Origin of the sequence: Acidovorax sp. MR-S7, from assembly GCF_000400995.2 — a bacterium.
In the GTDB taxonomy this organism is placed as follows: domain Bacteria; phylum Pseudomonadota; class Gammaproteobacteria; order Burkholderiales; family Burkholderiaceae_C; genus MR-S7.
On record NZ_DF238979.1, the window covers coordinates 60,436 to 77,543 of the forward strand.

At 70.0% G+C, this 17,108-nt stretch carries 18 protein-coding genes; 7 read left to right on the top strand and 11 right to left on the bottom strand.

Features of this window, described 5'->3' with window-relative positions:
- Position 1: 1 nt before the first annotated feature.
- A complete protein-coding gene (rpiA, locus tag AVS7_RS19150) occupies positions 2 to 691 on the bottom strand; it encodes a ribose-5-phosphate isomerase RpiA (protein WP_020229672.1) in 690 nt (229 codons plus the stop codon).
- A 38-nt stretch (positions 692 to 729) separates the two neighbouring features.
- Between rpiA and AVS7_RS19155 the strand changes: the two genes are divergently transcribed.
- Positions 730 to 1,809 (top strand): quinone-dependent dihydroorotate dehydrogenase, encoded by a 1,080-nt coding sequence (locus AVS7_RS19155; RefSeq protein WP_020229673.1) that lies wholly within the window; start codon positions 730 to 732, stop codon positions 1,807 to 1,809.
- On the opposite strand, the gene AVS7_RS19160 is transcribed toward AVS7_RS19155, so the two are convergent.
- The 5 genes from AVS7_RS19160 to AVS7_RS19180 all read right to left on the bottom strand — a co-directional run bounded on the left by AVS7_RS19160 (position 1,810) and on the right by AVS7_RS19180 (position 5,122).
- Complete coding sequence (locus AVS7_RS19160) at positions 1,810 to 2,124, bottom strand: hypothetical protein (protein WP_020229674.1); 315 nt, start codon at positions 2,122 to 2,124, stop codon at positions 1,810 to 1,812. It lies immediately after the preceding gene.
- A 2-nt stretch (positions 2,125 to 2,126) separates the two neighbouring features.
- Positions 2,127 to 2,522, bottom strand: a complete 396-nt coding sequence (locus tag AVS7_RS19165) for a phage holin family protein (RefSeq protein WP_020229675.1) — start codon at positions 2,520 to 2,522, stop codon at positions 2,127 to 2,129.
- 16 nt (positions 2,523 to 2,538) lie between these two features.
- Positions 2,539 to 2,847, bottom strand: coding sequence for a YqjD family protein (locus AVS7_RS19170; protein ID WP_020229676.1), 309 nt, complete (start codon positions 2,845 to 2,847; stop codon positions 2,539 to 2,541).
- 114 nt (positions 2,848 to 2,961) lie between these two features.
- Positions 2,962 to 4,068, bottom strand: coding sequence for an NAD(P)/FAD-dependent oxidoreductase (locus tag AVS7_RS19175; protein WP_020229677.1), 1,107 nt, complete (start codon positions 4,066 to 4,068; stop codon positions 2,962 to 2,964).
- Positions 4,069 to 4,084: 16 nt separating this feature from the next.
- Complete coding sequence (locus AVS7_RS19180; protein WP_024001885.1) at positions 4,085 to 5,122, bottom strand: histone deacetylase family protein; 1,038 nt, start codon at positions 5,120 to 5,122, stop codon at positions 4,085 to 4,087.
- Positions 5,123 to 5,226: 104 nt separating this feature from the next.
- Between AVS7_RS19180 and AVS7_RS19185 the strand changes: the two genes are divergently transcribed.
- The 5 genes from AVS7_RS19185 to AVS7_RS19205 all read left to right on the top strand — a co-directional run bounded on the left by AVS7_RS19185 (position 5,227) and on the right by AVS7_RS19205 (position 11,255).
- Positions 5,227 to 7,404: an ATP-binding protein gene (locus AVS7_RS19185; protein ID WP_020229679.1), complete on the top strand. Its 2,178-nt coding sequence runs from the start codon at positions 5,227 to 5,229 to the stop codon at positions 7,402 to 7,404.
- A complete protein-coding gene (locus AVS7_RS19190) occupies positions 7,394 to 8,038 on the top strand; it encodes an RluA family pseudouridine synthase (RefSeq protein WP_020229680.1) in 645 nt (214 codons plus the stop codon). Before AVS7_RS19185 ends, AVS7_RS19190 begins: the two co-directional genes overlap by 11 nt.
- Before the next feature lie 89 nt (positions 8,039 to 8,127).
- Positions 8,128 to 8,877: an SDR family NAD(P)-dependent oxidoreductase gene (locus AVS7_RS19195; RefSeq protein WP_020229681.1), complete on the top strand. Its 750-nt coding sequence runs from the start codon at positions 8,128 to 8,130 to the stop codon at positions 8,875 to 8,877.
- An 87-nt stretch (positions 8,878 to 8,964) separates the two neighbouring features.
- Positions 8,965 to 10,149, top strand: a complete 1,185-nt coding sequence (gene bktB, locus AVS7_RS19200) for a beta-ketothiolase BktB (RefSeq protein WP_020229682.1) — start codon at positions 8,965 to 8,967, stop codon at positions 10,147 to 10,149.
- A gap of 116 nt (positions 10,150 to 10,265) precedes the next feature.
- Entirely contained in the window at positions 10,266 to 11,255 is a 990-nt protein-coding gene (locus tag AVS7_RS19205) for a tripartite tricarboxylate transporter substrate binding protein (RefSeq protein WP_020229683.1), read from the top strand.
- Between the two features lie 70 nt (positions 11,256 to 11,325).
- Here the strand turns inward: AVS7_RS19205 and AVS7_RS19210 are convergent, their stop codons facing one another.
- The 3 genes from AVS7_RS19210 to AVS7_RS19220 form a co-directional block, all read right to left on the bottom strand.
- Positions 11,326 to 11,766, bottom strand: a complete 441-nt coding sequence (locus AVS7_RS19210; RefSeq protein WP_020229684.1) for a universal stress protein — start codon at positions 11,764 to 11,766, stop codon at positions 11,326 to 11,328.
- Between the two features lie 84 nt (positions 11,767 to 11,850).
- Positions 11,851 to 12,606: a 2OG-Fe dioxygenase family protein gene (locus AVS7_RS19215; RefSeq protein WP_020229685.1), complete on the bottom strand. Its 756-nt coding sequence runs from the start codon at positions 12,604 to 12,606 to the stop codon at positions 11,851 to 11,853.
- A gap of 41 nt (positions 12,607 to 12,647) precedes the next feature.
- Entirely contained in the window at positions 12,648 to 14,345 is a 1,698-nt protein-coding gene (locus AVS7_RS19220; RefSeq protein ID WP_020229686.1) for a long-chain fatty acid--CoA ligase, read from the bottom strand.
- Between the two features lie 144 nt (positions 14,346 to 14,489).
- Between AVS7_RS19220 and AVS7_RS19225 the strand changes: the two genes are divergently transcribed.
- Positions 14,490 to 15,560 carry a linear amide C-N hydrolase gene (locus AVS7_RS19225; protein WP_034691252.1) on the top strand — a complete coding sequence of 357 codons (1,071 nt, stop codon included), beginning with the start codon at positions 14,490 to 14,492 and terminating at the stop codon, positions 15,558 to 15,560.
- 24 nt (positions 15,561 to 15,584) lie between these two features.
- Here AVS7_RS19225 and AVS7_RS19230 read toward each other — a convergent pair whose 3' ends face one another.
- Positions 15,585 to 16,370, bottom strand: a complete 786-nt coding sequence (locus tag AVS7_RS19230) for an HpcH/HpaI aldolase/citrate lyase family protein (RefSeq protein WP_024001886.1) — start codon at positions 16,368 to 16,370, stop codon at positions 15,585 to 15,587.
- A 35-nt stretch (positions 16,371 to 16,405) separates the two neighbouring features.
- On the bottom strand, positions 16,406 to 17,104 hold the full coding sequence (locus AVS7_RS19235; RefSeq protein WP_020229689.1) for an RraA family protein: 699 nt from the start codon (positions 17,102 to 17,104) through the stop codon (positions 16,406 to 16,408).
- Between the last annotated feature and the right edge of the window lie 4 nt (positions 17,105 to 17,108).

Here is a 17,108-nt window from a genome sequence, read left to right on the forward strand (position 1 = left end):
TTCAGAACGACAGCGTCTTCACGCCCTGCGCGGTGCCCAGCAGGCACACGCTGGCCTTCTGGTGCGCGAACACGCCCACCGTCACCACGCCGGGCCACTGGTTCACCTCGCTCTCGAAGGCCAGCGGGTCGCTCACGGTGAGGCCGCGCACGTCCAGGATGTGCTGGCCGTTGTCGGTCACCAGAGGCTGGCCGTCCTTCAGGCGCAGCGTGGCCTCTCCGCCCAGCGACTCGAAGCGGCGCGCGATCTGCGCGGTGGCCATGGGAATCACCTCCACCGGCAGCGGAAAGCCGCCCAGCACCTCGACCAGCTTGGACTCGTCTGCGATGCACACGAAGCGCTGCGCCAGCGCCGCGACGATCTTCTCGCGCGTGAGCGCCGCGCCGCCGCCCTTGACCATGTAGCCGCGGCCGTCGATCTCGTCGGCGCCGTCGATGTAGACCGAGAGCGAGCGCACCTCGTTCGCGTCCAGCACGGGAATGCCCAGCGCCCGCAGCCGCTCCGTGCTCGCCACCGAGCTGGACACCGCGCCGCGCACCTGGTCCTTCATGCTGGCCAGTGCGTCGATGAACTTGTTGACTGTCGAGCCCGTGCCCACGCCCACCACCTCGCCCTGCACCACGTACTGCAGCGCGGCCTGGCCCACCAGGGTCTTGAGTTCGTCTTGGGAGAGGGGAGCGGGTGTCGTCATGGGGGAAAATCCAAAGAAGTGAACCCTGGATTATCCGCATGTCCCTCCTGCCCTACGCCCTCGCCCGCCCTTTCCTCTTCGGCATGGATGCCGAAGCCGCCCACGAACTGACCATGGACATGCTGGCGCGCGGCCAGCGCACGCCGCTGCAATGGGCATGGTGCAACGAGACGGTGGGCGACCCGGTGCAGCTGGCGGGCCTCACCTTTCCCAACCGCGTGGGCCTGGCCGCCGGGCTGGACAAGAACGCGCGCTGCATCGACGCGCTGGCCGCTATGGGCTTCGGCTTCGTCGAGGTGGGCACCGTCACGCCCAAGGGCCAGCCCGGCAACCCCAGGCCGCGCATGTTCCGCATTCCGCAGAAGAACGCGCTCATCAACCGCCTGGGCTTCAACAACGACGGGCTGGATGCGTTCATCGCCAACGTGCAGCGCTCGCAGGTGCGTGCGCAGGGCAACCTGGCGCAGGGCAACCTGGCGCAAGGCAAGCCACTGCTGCTGGGCCTGAACATCGGCAAGAATGCCGCCACGCCGATCGAGCGCGCCACGGATGACTACCTCGCCTGCCTGGAGGGCGTGTACCCGCATGCCGACTACGTGACGGTGAACATCAGCTCGCCCAACACCCAGAACCTGCGCGCGCTGCAAAGCGACGAGGCGCTGGACACGCTGCTCTCGGCCATCGCGGAACGCCGCGAACAGCTCGCCACCGCGCAGGGCCGCCGCGTGCCCATCTTCGTGAAGATCGCGCCCGACCTCGATGCGGACCAGATCGCGGTGATCGCCGCCACGCTGCAGCGCCACGGCATGGACGGCGTGATCGCCACCAACACCACCATCGCCCGCGACGCGGTGCAGGGCCTGCCCCATGCCGGCGAGACCGGCGGCCTGAGCGGAGCGCCCGTCCTGGAGGCCAGCAACGCGGTGATCCGCCAGCTGCGCGCGGCGCTGGGCCCGTCGTTCCCGATCATCGGCGTGGGGGGCATCCTGAGCGCAGAGGACGCCGTGGGCAAGATCCGCGCGGGCGCGGATGTGGTGCAGATCTACACGGGCCTCATCTACGAGGGCCCCGCGCTTGTTTCCAGGGCCGCGCGGGCCCTGCGGGACATGCGCCGCTGATCAGCCGCGGCGCAGGCGCACCACCAGCGGCATCACCATGCCCGCCCAGCGGATCAGCCGCGCGGGCCCGGCCATCACGGCCACACCCACGGCGGCGGCCGTGACCAGGGGATGCAGACGCGCGAACGCGAGCACGCGCATGGCCACCGGCGCGCCGGGTTCCACGCGGCCCGCGCCTTCGGAGGCCATGACCGCACGGCTCTGACGGTAGGCGGTGCGACGCGCCTTCAGTCGTTCGCGCTGCACGAGGATGCGGTTCAGCACCTTCTGCTGTTCCGGGCTGGCGGGCGCTGCCGCCGGGCGGTTCGTGTCCATGGCTACAGCTGCTCCTTGATCACCTGCCAGTCGTTGGCGAGTTCCCTGCGCGTGAGCGCGAAGGCGTTGCCTGCCTGGCGCACGGTGGACATCAAACAGGCCACCACGACACCGCAGGCCACCACGCTACCGCCCGCCAGCAGCCAGGCCACCAGCGTGCGGTGCGGCGTATCCCAGAACTGCACCAGCACCGCCAGCGCCAGCAGCAGCAGCGCCACGACGGCCAGCGCGCCCAGGACGATGGCCAGCGCCACCATCTGCGCCACCCTGCGTTTCTGGTCCGCCCATTCGAGCCGTGCCAGCTCCATACGGTCTTCGGCCGCAATGGCCCCTTCGATCACGGCGGCGCGCCAGCGCGCCAGCCAGCCGTCCAGACCCAGCAGGGAGAGCCAGTTCATGCGCAGGTTCCCCGAATCAGCGGCGTGCGAGCAGGAAGCCCACCAGCGCGCCTACGGCCAGCGCCGCGCTGGCCACGCGCCAGGGTTCGTCGTGCGCATAGCGGTCGGCGGCGGCAGCGGCCTCCTTGGCCTGGGCGGCCGCGTCCTGCGCTGCGCGCACGGCGGAATCGCGCACGGAATGCATGCCGTCGTCCAGACGCTGGCGCAATTGCTTGATCTCCGGAATGCCGTCCAGGTCCTTGCTGGCCAGCAGGCTGCGCAGGTCGCCGACGAGGCGTTCGAGCTCGCCCTGTGCGTTGGAAATGGTTTCGGATGCGGAGGTCATAGACAAGCCTTTCATAGCAGGACATTACGGTAATACGCCGCACGCGGGGCCGGTGTAGGCGTACGCCCCATCTTAGCCAATGCAAGGCTTGGCGCCGCTGATTCTCCGCAACCCTCAGGGCTTACCCACCATGCCGGCCACGTGCGCGCCAATGGCCAGCGCGCTGGTCAAGCCGGGAGACTCGATGCCGAACAGGTTCACCAGGCCGGGCACGCCGTGCTCCGCCGGGCCCTGGATCAGGAAGTCGGCGGCGCTTTCGTGCGGCCCGCTGATCTTCGGGCGGATGCCCGCGTAGCCCGGGGCCAGCGCCCCGTCCTGCAGGCCCGGCCAGTACCGGCGCACTTGCGCATAGAAGCCGTCGGCCCGGCGCGGGTCCACGACCAGGTCGTCGGGACCGTCCACCCACTGCACGTCGGGGCCGAACTTGGCCTGCCCGCCCAGGTCCAGCGTGAGGTGCACGCCCAGGCCCGCGGCCTCGGGCACGGGGTAGATGAGCCGGCTGAAGGGCGCCTTGCCCGCCAGCGTGAAGTAGCTGCCCTTGGCATAGGCCGCACGCGGCACGTGGGCCGGGTCCAGCCCCTTGATGCGCCGCGCCAGGTCCGGCGCATGCAGACCTGCGGCGTTGACCACCAGCGCCGCGCGCAGGCAAGTACCGTCCTTCGCTACCAGTTCAATAGCATCCTGCGCTTGCTGTGCCTCTTCCAGGGGCGAATTCAGTGCCACGAGGCCGCCCGCGTTCTCCAGATCGCCCTGCAGGGAGAGCATGAGCGCATGGCTGTCCACGATGCCGGTGCTGGGCGACAGCAGGGCCGCCACGCATTCCAGCGCGGGCTCCAGCGCGCGCGCCTCGTCCCGCGCGAGCCACTGCAGGTCGTGCACGCCATTGGCCTCGGCGCGCTGGCGTATGCCGTGCAGCTGCGCTTCCTGCTGGGGCGAGGTCGCCACGATGAGCTTGCCGCAGCGGCTGTGCGGCAGGCCGCGCTGCCCGCAGTAGTCGTACAGCAGCTCCTTGCCCTGCACGCACAGCCGGGCCTTCAGCGAACCTGCGGCGTAGTAGATGCCCGCGTGGATCACCTCGCTGTTGCGCGAACTGGTTTCGGTGCCAATGGCGTTAGCCGCCTCCATCACCAGCACCTCGCGCCCCTGCAGCGCCAGCGCGCGCGCCACGGCCAGGCCCACGACGCCGGCGCCGATCACGACGCAGTCGACGGTCTCACTCATGTTCTGTTTCCCTTCTTCAAGCCTGCTCGAAACCTTCGAGCACATTCACTGCATTGGTCCCCAACTCCGCCGCCGCGTAGCCTCCTTCGAGCACGAACACCGTGGGCAGCCCCAGGCGGGCCAAGCGCTCGCCGATGCGCGGAAAGTCGTCCGCCGCCAGGCGAAAGCGCGAGATGGGGTCGCCCTCGAACGTGTCCAGCCCCAGCGACACCACCAGCGCATCGGCGCCGTGCGCCGCGATGCGCGCGCAGGCCTGCTCCAGCGCGGCCATCCACGCGGCGAAACCGGTGCCGGCGGGCAGCGGCAGGTTCAGGTTGCAGCCCGCGCCCGGCCCGGCGCCTGTCTCGTCGGCATGTCCCAGGTAGAACGGGTATTCGGTGCGCGGATCGCCGTGGATGCTGGCGAACAGCACGTCCGCGCGCTCGTAGAAGATGCTCTGCGTGCCGTTGCCGTGGTGGTAGTCCACGTCCAGCACGGCCACGCGCGCGGCGCCGTGCTGGCGCAGCCACTGGGCCGCCACGGCGGCGTTGTTCAGGAAGCAGTAGCCTCCCATGAAGTCCGGCCCCGCATGGTGGCCCGGCGGGCGGGTGCAGCAGAACGCGGCGCGCGCGCCGGCGGCCACGCAGGCCGCGGCGCTGGCGGCCGCATCGGCGCCGGCCTTGGCCGCGGCCCAGGTGCCCGCGGCCAGGGGCGTGCCGTTGTCCATGGAATAGAGCCCCAGGCGGGCGATGAAATTGGCGGGCTCCACGTCGTCGCGCAGAGTGCGCACGGGCCAGACCGAGGGAAAGGGCTGCACCTGGGCGTTGGCGGCGTCCAGCGCCAGCCACTGCCGCCAGGCCGTGCGCAGGAAGTCCAGGTAGCGCGGCGCGTGCACCTGGGCCAGCACGGCGGCGCTGTCCTCGCCGGGCGCCTGCAGTGCGTGGCCGCGTGCGCGCAGGCTGGCCTCCACGTAGTCCACGCGGGCGGGCTTCTCGAAGCACGGCACGCGCTCGCCCCGGAAGAATTCATGCTGCGGCGCGTGGCCCTGGTGCAGCGGGTTGTGGAAGGTGATCATCGTCGGCGCGGCGGCGGTGGGACTGGAGCGCCGATTGTGGCTGAAGCCGCACCCACCCAGCGCGTACACTGGCAGGCCCGCGCCGGGCACCACTACCAGCCGCCATGAGCCGCCCCGACCTGTCCTTCCTCCTGCGCGCCGAACAGGGTGCGCCGGCACCCGCCGCCGCGCCGTCCAGCCAGGACGAGCGCCGCGGCATCGAGCGCGCCAGCGGCGCGGTGGCCGCGCTGATCGCCGAGCTGCGCGCCTCGCAGGCCGAGCTGGAAGCGCAGAACAAGGTGCTGCGCTACAGCCAGGCCGCGGCCGAGAGCGCCTCCGAGCGCTTCGAAACGCTGTTCTCCTGCGTGCCGCTGTCGCTGATGGTGCTGGACGAGCACGACATCGTGGTGCAGGCCAACTCCATGGCGCACCGCTCGTTCCAGCCCAGCGAGGCCGACCGCCCCCTGACCTCGCTCATGCCCTTCGTCAGCGCCGGCGACGCGCCGCGCGTGCGCGCCGCGTTCGACGCAGCGCGCCGCGAAGGCACGGCCGAGGCCACCGAGGTCGTGTTCCACATCGGCCGCGAAGGCCGCATCACCGGCGACCTGCACATCGCCCGCATCGAGGAGCCGCAGCAGGACGCCCAGCCCCCGCTGGTGCAGTTCCTGTGCGCCGTGATCGACCAGGGCCCCCTGCTGGCCGAGCGCCAGGCTCTGCAGCGCAGCGCGCAGGCGCTGCAGGAGCGCAACGCCCAGCTGCACGCCAGCGAGCTGCGGCTGGAGGCCGTGATCAACTCCGCGCTGGACGCCATCATCTGCGTGGACCAGCACCAGCGCATCACCGTCTTCAACCCCATGGCCGCCATGCTGTTCCAGTGCTCCACGCGCGACGCGCTGGGCAGCCCTTTGGTGCGCTTCCTGCCCACCGCCGGGCAGGTGCTGGCCTTCGCGCAGCTCACCACGCAGGCGGGGCTGGGCGAGATGACCGCCCTCACCGCCGGCGGCAAGGAGCTGGCGGTGGAGGTCAGCGTCTCCTTCGAACGCCACGCCGAGGGTGAGACCACCACCGTGTTCGCGCGCGACCTCACCGGCCGCAAGCGCGCCGAGGCGCGCCGCACCGAGCTCGAGGCGCAGCTGCGCGAGTCGCACAAGATGCAGGCCGTGGGCACCATGGCCGGCGGCATCGCGCACGACTTCAACAACATCCTGCATGCCATCCTGGGCAACGTGGAGCTGGCCAAGGCCGGCTGCGCGGCCGACTCCGCAGGCATGGAAAGCCTGCTGGAGATCGAGAAGGCCGGGCACCGCGCGCGAGACCTGGTGCGCCAGATCCTCACCTTCAGCCGCAACGAGCCGCCCCGGCGCGCCGCCGTATCGCTGGCCGACGTGGCGCGCGACACCAACCGGCTGCTGCGCGTCACCATGCCGCCCGAGATCGAGCTGTCCATGCACCTGCCGCCCGACCTCCCGCCGGTGCTGGCCGACGCCACGCAGGTGGAGCAGGCGCTGCTGAACCTGTGCACCAACGCCATCCACGCCATCGGCCCGCGGCGCGGCCACATCCACCTGGAAGCCGCCCCGCTGCAGCCCGACCCGCGCCTGCGTGAGCGGCTGGGCCTGGCCGAAGGCGGCTACGTGGCCGTGACCGTGCGCGACGACGGCCCCGGCATGGACGCGGCCACGCTCTCGCGCATCTTCGAGCCTTTCTTCACCACCAAGCCCGTGGGCCAGGGCACCGGCCTGGGCCTGGCCGTGGTGCACGGCGTGATGCGCACGCACGGCGGCGGCATCGACGTGCACAGCAGCCCCGGCCACGGCAGCCGCTTCACGCTGTACTTCCCCGTGGCGCAGGGGGCCGTGGCAGCCGCACCCGCGCAGGCGGCCACGCCGGTGCCGCCGGCAAGCCCGCACACCCCGCCGGGAGCAGGCGACCGCCAGCGGCACGTGATGTACGTGGACGACGACGAGGCGCTGGTCTTCCTCGTGCAGCGGCTGCTGCGCCGGCGCGGCTATGCCGTGAGCGGCTTCACCGACCCGCACGAGGCCACCCAGGCGCTGCAGAGCGACCCCGCACGCTACGACCTGCTGGTGACCGACTACAACATGCCCGGCTACTCCGGCATCGACCTGGTGCGCGCGGCGCTGGCCATCCGCGCCGACCTGCCCGTGGCACTGGCCTCGGGCTACGTCACGGCCGAGATCGAGCAGGCCGCCCTGGCCGAAGGCGCCCGCGCGCTGATCCACAAGCCCAACGACGTGCAGGAGCTGTGTGCCACGGTGGACCGCCTCGTCCATGGGCATTGAGTGCCTGCACGCGGACGACGACCTGCTGGTGCTGCACAAGCCCGCAGGCCTGCTGTGCGTGCCCGGACGCGGCGACGACAAGCAGGACTGCCTGTCCGCACGCGCCGAAGGCGCATGGCCCGGCGCGCTGGTCGTGCACCGGCTGGACCAGGCCACCTCGGGCCTGGTGCTCATGGCGCGCACCGCCGCGGCGCAGCGGCGCCTGGGCGACGCCTTCGCCGCGCGCGCGGTGGACAAGCGCTACCACGCCGTCGTGCACGGACAGCTGCGCGCGAGCGATACGCCGGACGGCTGGGGGCTCATCGACCTGCCGCTCGCGCGCGACTGGCCGCGCCGCCCCATGCAGAAGGTGGACCTAGCGCACGGCAAGCCCAGCCAGACGCGCTGGCGCGTGCTGCACCACGACGCGGCGGCGGACACCACGCGGCTCGAGCTGCAGCCGCTCACCGGGCGCACGCACCAGCTGCGCGTGCACCTGGCCGCCATCGGCCACCCCATCGTGGGCGACGCGCTCTACGCACCCGCAGGCGCACTGCCCTCCGCGCCCCGGCTGCTGCTGCATGCCAGCGCGCTGCGCTTCGCCCACCCTGCCCTGGGCCACGACTGCCATTTCAGCCAGCCGCCGGATTTCTAGTGTTTTTTGCCTCCAGCGCTTGATGGACAAGCGCAACCAGCTATCAATCCATGAGCAGAGCAGCCTGCAGGCTGCATTACCATCGCAGCATGACCCAGCACCTCACCATCCTCACCGGCGCATCGCGCGGCATGGGCCTGGAGATGGCCCGGCAGCTGCTGCAGCCCGGCCACACGCTCATCACCCTGTCGCGCCAGCCCAGCGGCCAGCTCCACGCCCCGGAGGGCGCCCAGCTGGAACAATGGGCACAGGACCTGGCCGACGGCGCCGGTGCCGCCCGGCGCCTGCGCGACTGGCTGGCCGGCCAGCAGGCCGGCCGCTTCGCCAGCGCCACGCTGATCAACAACGCGGGCGTGATCCCGCGCATCGCCCCCCTGTCGGACAGCGATGCCGCCGACCTGGCCAACGCATTGCGCGTGGGGCTGGAAGCGCCCATGCAGCTCACCGCGGCCTTCCTCTGTGCAACCGAAGGCTGGGCCATGCCGCGCAAGGTGCTCAACATCTCCTCGGGCCTGGGCCGCAAGGCCATGGCCTCGCAGGCCGCCTACTGCGCCGCCAAGGCGGGCATGGACCACTTCACGCGCTGCCTGGCGCTGGACGAAGCGGCAAAGCCTCACGGCGCGCGCGTCTGCTCGCTGGCGCCCGGCGTGATCGACACCGACATGCAGGTGCAACTGCGCGGCGCCGATGCGTCGGACTTCCCCGACGTGCAGAATTTCGCCAACCTCAAGGCCGGCGGCATGCTCGCCTCGCCCGCAGGCGCGGCCGCCCGCGTGCTCGCATGGCTGCAGCGCGCGGACTTCGGCGCGAATCCCGTGGCCGACGTGCGCGAGGCCTGAAACTACCCATTCGATAGCTGCTTGCGCTTAGCCAGCAAGCGCTAGAGCCTGATTTCATTCACAACCATCACACCCTAGGAGAACACCATGTCCCGTGAAGTCGTCGTCGTTTCCGCCGTGCGCACCGCCATCGGCACCTTTGGCGGCAGCCTGAAAGACGTGCCGCCCACCGAGCTGGGCGCCACCGTCGTGCGCGAGTCGCTCGCGCGCGCCAGCGTGGAGGGCAAGGACGTGGGCCACGTCGTGTTCGGCCACGTGGTCAACACCGAGCCCAAGGACATGTACCTCTCCCGCGTAGCGGCCATCAACGGCGGCTGCGCCGAGGGCACGCCCGCGTTCAACGTGAACCGCCTGTGCGGCTCGGGCCTGCAGGCCATCGTGAGCGCCAGCCAGTCCATCCTGCTGGGCGACGCCGACGTGGCCATCGGCGCGGGCGCCGAATGCATGAGCCGCGCTCCCTACGCCAGCCTCACCAGCCGTTGGGGCGCGCGCATGGGCGACTTCAAGATGATCGACATGATGATCGGCGCGCTGCACGACCCCTTCCATACCATCCACATGGGCGTGACGGCCGAGAACATTGCGGCCAAGTGGGGCATCACGCGCGAGGACCAGGACAAGCTGGCCGTCGAGAGCCACAACCGCGCCGAGCGCGCCACGCAGGCGGGCTACTTCAAGGACCAGATCGTGCCCGTGATGCTCAAGAGCAAGAAGGGCGAGGTGGCCTACGCCACCGACGAGCACTTCCGCTCCGGCGCCACCCTGGAAGACATGGCCAAGCTCAAGCCCGTGTTCGTGAAGGAAAACGGCACGGTGACGGCAGGCAACGCCTCGGGCATCAACGACGCGGCCGCCGCCGTGGTGCTGATGGACGCCAAGGCCGCCCAGGCGCGCGGCGCCAAGCCGCTGGCGCGCCTGGTGGCCTATGCGCACGCGGGCGTGGACCCGAAGTACATGGGCATCGGCCCCGTGCCCGCCACGCAGCTCGCGCTCAAGAAGGCCGGCCTGACGGTCAATGACCTGGACGTGATCGAAGCCAACGAGGCCTTCGCCGCCCAGGCCTGCGCCGTCACGCGCGACCTGGGCCTGGACCCGGCCAAGGTCAACCCCAACGGCTCGGGCATCTCGCTGGGCCACCCGATCGGCGCCACGGGCGCCGTCATCACCGTGAAGGCACTGCACGAGCTGCAGCGCATCCAGGGCCGCTACGCGCTGGTGACCATGTGCATCGGCGGCGGCCAGGGCATCGCGGCCATCTTCGAACGCATCTGACACCCGCCATCGCCAATGGCGATGGCGCGCGCCCGCATCGGCACGGCTGCCGCGCGGGCGTTTGCGCCATCATGCGCACCGGCTTCAATTCCCCCGATTCCAAGGAGACTCATCCCATGCACCGCAGACACCTTCTTTCCCTGGGCGTGCTCGCCTGCGCACTGGGCGCGGCACAGGCCCAGACCGCTGCCCCTGCCGCGGCAGGCGCCTATCCGTCCAAGCCCATCCGCCTGATCGTGCCCTTCCCGCCCGGCGGCGGCACCGACATCCTGTCGCGCCTGGTGTCGGCCAAGCTCACCGAGGCCAACAAGTGGACCGTGGTGGCCGACAACAAGCCCGGCGCGGGCGGCACCATCGGCATCACCGAGGCCGTGAAGGCCGCGCCCACGGGCTACGACATCGTCATGGGCCAGAAGGACAACCTGGTGATCGGCCCCTGGCTGTACAAGAGCCTGCCCTGGGATCCGACCAAGGACCTGACGGCCGTCGCCCACGTGGCCTGGACGCCCGTGGTGATCGCCACCAGCGCCACCTCGCGCTTCAAGACCCTGGCCGACGTGGTCGCCGCCGCCAAGGACAAGCCCGGCACCATCACCTACGGCTCGCCCGGCAACGGCACCTCCATCCACCTCGCGGGCCACCTGTTCGAGCAGGCTGCGGGCATCAAGCTGAGCCACGTGCCCTACAAGGGCTCCAACCCCGCGCTCATGGACGCGCTGGCGGGCAACGTGGACCTGCTGGTCTCCTCCCTGCCCTCGGCCATGGGCCAGATCAAGTCGGGCAAGCTGCGCCCGCTGGCCGTGACCTCGGCCAAGCGCAGCTCCTCGGCGCCCGACGTGCCCACCGTGGCCGAGTCCGGCTTCAAGGGCTTCGACGTGAGCACCTGGTACGGCCTGATGGCCCCCGCCGGCACCCCCGCATCGGTGGTGCAGACGCTCAACACCGAGGTCAACAAGCTGCTGGCCCAGGCCGACGTACAGGCCGCCATCCAGGCCCAGGGCGCCGAGGCACAGGCCATGACGCCCGCCGAGTTCGGCACGCTGCTCAAGACCGAGTACACGCAGTGGAAAGGCATCGTGGAGGCCTCGGGCGCCAAGATCGAGTGATCCTGCCGGCGCTTCCCATGAAAAAAACGGCTCCCGCGGGAGCCGTTTTTTTGTAGGGCGCGGTGTGCACTCAGTCGCGCACCACCAGCACCGGCACGTGGGCCACGCCCAGCACGCGCTGCGTGACGCTGCCCAGCACCAGCTTCTCCAGGCCGCGGCGGCCATGGGAGCCCATGACGATGAGGTCGGCACCCACGCTCTCGACGGCGCGCACGATGCCGTCGTGCACCGCATGGCCCTCGCCCACCATGGTGTTCACCGTGGCCACGCCGGCCTGCGTGACGGCGGTCTTGGCGGCATCCAGGGCGGTGTTGGCCTCGGCGGTCGCCGCGCTCAGGTACTGCGCCTGGCCATAGGCGAAATCGGCGCCCACGCCGGTGAACGGATAGGGGTCGATCACGTACAGCGCGGTGACCGCGCTGCCGAAGGTCTTGGCCAGCGCCGCGGCCTTGGCCACGGCCTTCATGGAGGTTTCCGAACCGTCCACGGGAACCAGGATGTGCTTGAACATGGAATCTCCTTTGCGAGTTGAGAGAAGTGGTCGGGTCCAGTGTGGCGCCATCACGCGCGCGGCGGCTTGACGCGCATCAATCAATCACGGCTCGCCGTCGCCCTGGAAGCCTGCGCGCCGGCAGGTGAGCACCAGCGTGTCGCGCCAGCCGCCGCCTTCCGCCAGCGGCTGGATGGGCGTGGTTTCATGGATCATGCGCGCATCGTCGAGCAGCATCAAGGACCATGGCTCGTTCAGGGTGAAGCGCTGGCCGTTGGGGCCCGCGGCCTCGAAGATGCGCGTCTCGCCCCCCTTGACGCCGTGCCGCGCGACGAGGAACACCGCCACCAGGTCCACGCCGTCGCGGTGCGCGCCCTCCGGCGTGGGGCGCCCGATGCCGCCCTCGGTGTCGATGCGGAACTGGTGCGCCTCGATGTACCAGCGCTCGGGCCGCGAGGCCAGGGCCGCCTGCGACAGCCCCGCCACGGCATGCATCAGCCGCTGCCATGCGGGGAGCGCCACGGCCTGCTCCTTCATCGGCGCGAACCACCGCTGCATGCCGCCGTGCAGCGCGTTGTACTCCACCGGCTGCCAATGCGCGCGGTGCGGCACCTGCTGCACTGCATCCCCGTCCACGACGAAGCAGGAGTGGCGCCGGCGGCGGTAGCGGCCGCCATCCTTCAGGAAATCGTCGGGCGGCAAATCGTCCCAGTCCTGTGCCAGCGCCTGCAACTCGGCCAGGGTGCACCTGGCCCACAGGGCCGTGTCGTTCGGCTGCAGGACGGCATAGCCGCGGTCGCGCAACTGCGGCGCGACCTGGCCCGGAGGAACGTAGGGAGGGGAAAAAGTGACATGCGCCATGCCGCTGGAGCTTAACCGCTGGCGCAGGACGTCCGTGCGGGCTACAACTGCCCTGCGTTCTGCGCCTCCTGCAGCAGGCGCCACATGACCTTGCCGCTGCCGGACTTGGGCAGCGCATCCACGAAGCGCACGAGGCGCGGCACCTTGTACACGGCCATGTGCTCGCGGCACCAGGCGACGATCTCCTCCTCGCTGACCTGGCCCTGGTGGCTGGCGCGCAGCACCACGACGGCCTTGACCGTCTCGCCGCGGTAGTCGTCCTGGGCCGCGATCACGCAGGCCTCCTGGATTGCGGGGTGGCGGAACATCAGCGCCTCGACCTCCGCCGGCCAGACCTTGAAGCCGCTGGCGTTGATCATGCGCTTGAGGCGGTCGGTGAGGAAGAAGTAGCCCTCCTCGTCCATGCGCCCCAGGTCGCCGCTGCGAAAGAACCGCCGGCCCTCCAGCTCCATGAAGGCCGCCGCCGTGGCCTCGGGGTGCTTCCAGTAGCCCGAGAAGACCTCGGGGCCGTGGATGACGATTTCCCCCTGCTCGCCCACCGGTACTTCCTGCAGCGTCTGCGGGTCTACCACGCGCGCGTCGGTGCCCATGAAAGGGATGCCCAGGCATTGCTGCTTGGGGCGGTCAGGCGGGTTGCTGTGCGAGGGCGCCGCGGTTTCCGTCAGGCCATAGCCTTCGACGTAGCGCAATCCGTAGAGCTCCAGCAGCCGCTGCGCCACCGCCTGTGGCATGGCCGCACCGCCGCCACCGATGTACTGCAGGCTCGACAGGTCGTACTGCGCGAAATGCGGGCTGGCCAGCAGGTCGATGATCATGGTGGGAATGTTGGTCCAGCTCGTCACGCGGTAGCGTGAGATGAGCCGGCCGGCCAGGTCGCGGTCCCAGCGCGGCATGAGCACCAGCGTGGCGCCGCAGTACATGGCGCAATGCATGACGCTGACCATCCCCGTGATGTGGAACAGGGGCAGCACGCCCAGCACCACGCTTTCGGCCGTGGCGCCGCCCCAGAGGCTGCCGGCGACGGCGTTGTGCATGATGCTGCGGTGCGGATGCATGCATCCCTTGGGCAGTCCCGTGGTGCCGCTGGTATAGGGCAGCACCGCGAGGTCGCCGGGCCCGACCTCCAGCGCCGCAGGCGCGCCGGCACTGTCCAGCGCCTCGTGCCATGCATGCACCTGTCCCCCGTGCAGCAGGGGCAAGGGCCTGTGCGTGCACAGCCATTCCCGCCATGTGTCGGGCATGTCCTGCGGTGATAGCGACGGGGCATCGAAGGCATCCGCATACTGCGTGACCACGAGGTGCTGCAGCCCCTGGCCTTCGGGCAGCGCGGCGCTGGCCGTGGCCAGCTCGCCCGCGATGTCGGCCGTGGCGATGGCCACGCGCGCCTCCGAGTCCAGGAGGTAGTGCTGCAGCTCCTGCGCGCGGTTCATGGGATTGACCGGCACGACGACGGCATTGGCGCGCAGGATCGCGAAATGCGCCAGCACCCATTGCGGGCAGTTCTGCATGAACAGCACCACCCTGTCGCCCTTGCGCACTCCCAGTGCCTGCAGCCGCGCCGCCAGGCGCTCCGCGCCGTCGTGCAGCGCGCGGTAGCTGGTCTCCTGCCCGAGGAAAACGAGGGCCGGCTTGTCCGGGTAGCGCCGTGCATTCACGGCCAGGTTGTCCCAGAGGGATGTGGCCGGCACGGTGATCGCCTGCGGAAGGCGGCTGGGCCAGAAAGCGTGGTGGGGTCGCATGCGATAGGCTCCTATCTGATGCCACGCAAGCCTAGGGACTCGCGGCATGCGCATCATTAGTGGGAGCCCCAGTGCGCAGTCTCCAGCGCGACGCACGCGCCACCTGCACGGTGGTATCCATAATGGCGTTCAGGGAGTATGCGCATGAAGCCGAACAAAGTTCTTTGCCTCTTGACCCGCTCACTGCTGGCGGGCCTGACCAGCGTGTCCGTGCTGCACAGCGCCTGGGCCTGTACGCGGCTGGTGTTCCATGGCGCCAACGGCCAGGTGGTCACCGCCCGGTCGATGGACTGGAAGAGCGACATCACCAGCAACCTCTGGGTGCTGCCGCGCGGCATGGCCCGCAGCGGCGAGGCCGGTCCGAACTCGCTGCGCTGGACTTCGCGCTACGGCAGCATCGTCACTTCGGGCTACGACGTGTCCACCACCGATGGCGTGAACGAAGCCGGGCTGCACGCCAACCTGCTGTGGCTGGCCGAGTCCCAGTACCCGCGCTTCGATGCGCAGAGCAAGCCCGGCCTGACCATCGCCGCCTGGGCGCAGTACGTGCTGGACAACTTCGCCACCGTCCAGGAGGCCGTGGCGGCGCTGGAGAAGGAGCCGTTCACCCTGGTCACCGACAACGTGCCGGGCGAGAACCGCCTGACCACCCTGCACCTGTCGATGTCGGACGCCAGCGGCGACAGCGCCATCGTCGAATACATCGGCGGACGCCAGGTGATCCACCACAGCCGTACCTACCAGGTGATGACCAACTCGCCGGTGTTCGAGCAGCAGCTGGCGCTCAACACCTACTGGCAGCAGATCGGCGGCACCTCCATGCTGCCCGGCACCAACCGCGCGGCCGACCGCTTCGCGCGGGCGGCTTTCTACGTCAACGCCATTCCCAAGGACCCGGACCCGAACAAGGCACTGGCCAGCGTCTTCAGCGTGATCCGCAACGTTTCGGTGCCCTACGGCCTCACTACGCCCGACGAGCCCAACATCTCGTCCACCCGCTGGCGCACGGTCTTCGACCACCAGCGCAAGCTGTATTTCTTCGAATCCGCCCTCACGCCCAACACGTTCTGGGTCGATCTCAAGGCCGTGGACTTCAGCAGCGGCAGCGGCAAGGTGCTCAAGCTTGACCTGGGGCCGAACCAGAGCCACGCCTACGCGGGAGACGCCACGCGCGCCTTCCAACCGGCGGCGCCATTCAAGTTCCTGGGCCTGTGAAGCGCCGGCACGCCTGAGACGCCGTCAGTACTGGATGGAGATGTCCTCCTGCCCCCGGCTGGCGGCCTTGCGCAGTGCCTGGGTGATGATGCTGGTGGCCACGTTGGCGAAGTAGCGCGCGCCCCAGCCGGCATACTTGTCCTCGGCTTCGGGCGTCAGTGCAATGGTTCCCGCGCACTTGCCGGCCGCGGCAACTGCCCGCAGCGCCTTCTCGATCGCCGCTTCCACCGGCGGCGAAGCCCAGTCGTTGTTGTGGCCCATCGCATGCGCAAGGTCGTTCGGGCCGACGAACACCGCATCGACACCCTCCACGGAAGCGATGGCCTGGGCGTTCTCGACACCCTCGGGCGTCTCGATCATGGCGATGAGGGAGATGCCCTCGTTGCTGCGCCTGGTGTGTTCGATGCCTCCGAAAGCGCCATAGCCTGCTGCACGCGAGCTGAAGGCGCTTCCGCGGCGCCCCACCGCCGGATAGCGCACCTGCTCGACGAGGTCGCGCGCCTGCGCGGCAGAGCTGACCATGGGGATCTGCACCGCGCCCGCGCCCATGTCGAGCACGCGCGAAATGTCCTGCGGCAGGCAGCGCACCACGGGAATGATGCCGCTGGCCCGTGCCGCCCGCAGCATGTTCTCGGTGGTCTCCAGATCCGCGCAGCCGTGCTCGTTATCGATGATGACGAACTCGAATCCCGCGTAGGCGCACATCTCGACGATGGCAGGGCTGGGCAGGCCGCTGAAGAGGCCTCTCAAACGGCGGTCGCTTCGCAGCAGTGCGGACAGTCGGGTATCCAGGGGGTGGCGGATTTCCATGGGCTTGACGGGTGTGAAGAGGTGAGGGGAGAAGGTCAGTGGATTTCATCGGCGTGGCGCATCGCCGCTTCGAGCATGCCCAGGTCGAACCGGCCGCTGCGTGCGGCCTCCAGCAAGGGAGCTTCCTTGCGCTTGACCAGTTCGATGCACGCCGGCATCTGCGCCAGGTACCGGGGCGCGATGACCACTGCGCCATGCCGGTCGGCATGGACCACGTCGCCATCGTTCACTGTGAGGCCGAACACCTCCACGGGCAGCCCGAAATCGACGACGTGCACATGCGCATGCGATGGCCCCACGCTGCCGGCGAGGATCGGGAAGGTGGGCGAGAGGTCCCCGATGTCGCGCACGGAGCCGTTGGTCAGGACGCCGGCGACGCCCAGCCCCTCGTGCACGGCGGAATTGACCTCGCCCCAGAACGAACCCGTGCCGGGCCGGTCGTCCATGTCCTGCATGACGACGATCACGGGCCCTTGCGGGTGGCCCGCCACGTGCCGGTAGTACGCGAGGCGCGTGGCCCGCACCGTGGCGGGGTCGATCTGGGGCGGGCTGCTCGCACGGATGCGGGCCGTGCGGGCAATGCCTACCACGGCAGGCAGCGGCTGCGGTGCGGCGACGAGGGTGCCGTAGGTGAAACCGTGCGCCACACGGCTTCCCATGGCGATTTCCAGCGCGTTGCAGATCGTCGGCGTGTCCACCGCGCGCAGCGCCTGGAGAAGGTCGGGCGTCAGCATGCGG

What these genes read in the sequence shown, in the direction of transcription:
- rpiA (WP_020229672.1), bottom strand. Translation starts at nt 691, where the DNA reads ATGACGACACCCGCTCCCCTCTCCCAAGACGAACTCAAGACCCTGGTG.
- AVS7_RS19155 (WP_020229673.1), top strand. Translation starts at nt 730, where the DNA reads ATGTCCCTCCTGCCCTACGCCCTCGCCCGCCCTTTCCTCTTCGGCATG.
- AVS7_RS19160 (WP_020229674.1), bottom strand. Translation starts at nt 2,124, where the DNA reads ATGGACACGAACCGCCCGGCGGCAGCGCCCGCCAGCCCGGAACAGCAG.
- AVS7_RS19165 (WP_020229675.1), bottom strand. Translation starts at nt 2,522, where the DNA reads ATGAACTGGCTCTCCCTGCTGGGTCTGGACGGCTGGCTGGCGCGCTGG.
- AVS7_RS19170 (WP_020229676.1), bottom strand. Translation starts at nt 2,847, where the DNA reads ATGACCTCCGCATCCGAAACCATTTCCAACGCACAGGGCGAGCTCGAA.
- AVS7_RS19175 (WP_020229677.1), bottom strand. Translation starts at nt 4,068, where the DNA reads ATGAGTGAGACCGTCGACTGCGTCGTGATCGGCGCCGGCGTCGTGGGC.
- AVS7_RS19180 (WP_024001885.1), bottom strand. Translation starts at nt 5,122, where the DNA reads ATGATCACCTTCCACAACCCGCTGCACCAGGGCCACGCGCCGCAGCAT.
- AVS7_RS19185 (WP_020229679.1), top strand. Translation starts at nt 5,227, where the DNA reads ATGAGCCGCCCCGACCTGTCCTTCCTCCTGCGCGCCGAACAGGGTGCG.
- AVS7_RS19190 (WP_020229680.1), top strand. Translation starts at nt 7,394, where the DNA reads ATGGGCATTGAGTGCCTGCACGCGGACGACGACCTGCTGGTGCTGCAC.
- AVS7_RS19195 (WP_020229681.1), top strand. Translation starts at nt 8,128, where the DNA reads ATGACCCAGCACCTCACCATCCTCACCGGCGCATCGCGCGGCATGGGC.
- bktB (WP_020229682.1), top strand. Translation starts at nt 8,965, where the DNA reads ATGTCCCGTGAAGTCGTCGTCGTTTCCGCCGTGCGCACCGCCATCGGC.
- AVS7_RS19205 (WP_020229683.1), top strand. Translation starts at nt 10,266, where the DNA reads ATGCACCGCAGACACCTTCTTTCCCTGGGCGTGCTCGCCTGCGCACTG.
- AVS7_RS19210 (WP_020229684.1), bottom strand. Translation starts at nt 11,766, where the DNA reads ATGTTCAAGCACATCCTGGTTCCCGTGGACGGTTCGGAAACCTCCATG.
- AVS7_RS19215 (WP_020229685.1), bottom strand. Translation starts at nt 12,606, where the DNA reads ATGGCGCATGTCACTTTTTCCCCTCCCTACGTTCCTCCGGGCCAGGTC.
- AVS7_RS19220 (WP_020229686.1), bottom strand. Translation starts at nt 14,345, where the DNA reads ATGCGACCCCACCACGCTTTCTGGCCCAGCCGCCTTCCGCAGGCGATC.
- AVS7_RS19225 (WP_034691252.1), top strand. Translation starts at nt 14,490, where the DNA reads ATGAAGCCGAACAAAGTTCTTTGCCTCTTGACCCGCTCACTGCTGGCG.
- AVS7_RS19230 (WP_024001886.1), bottom strand. Translation starts at nt 16,370, where the DNA reads ATGGAAATCCGCCACCCCCTGGATACCCGACTGTCCGCACTGCTGCGA.
- AVS7_RS19235 (WP_020229689.1), bottom strand. Translation starts at nt 17,104, where the DNA reads ATGCTGACGCCCGACCTTCTCCAGGCGCTGCGCGCGGTGGACACGCCG.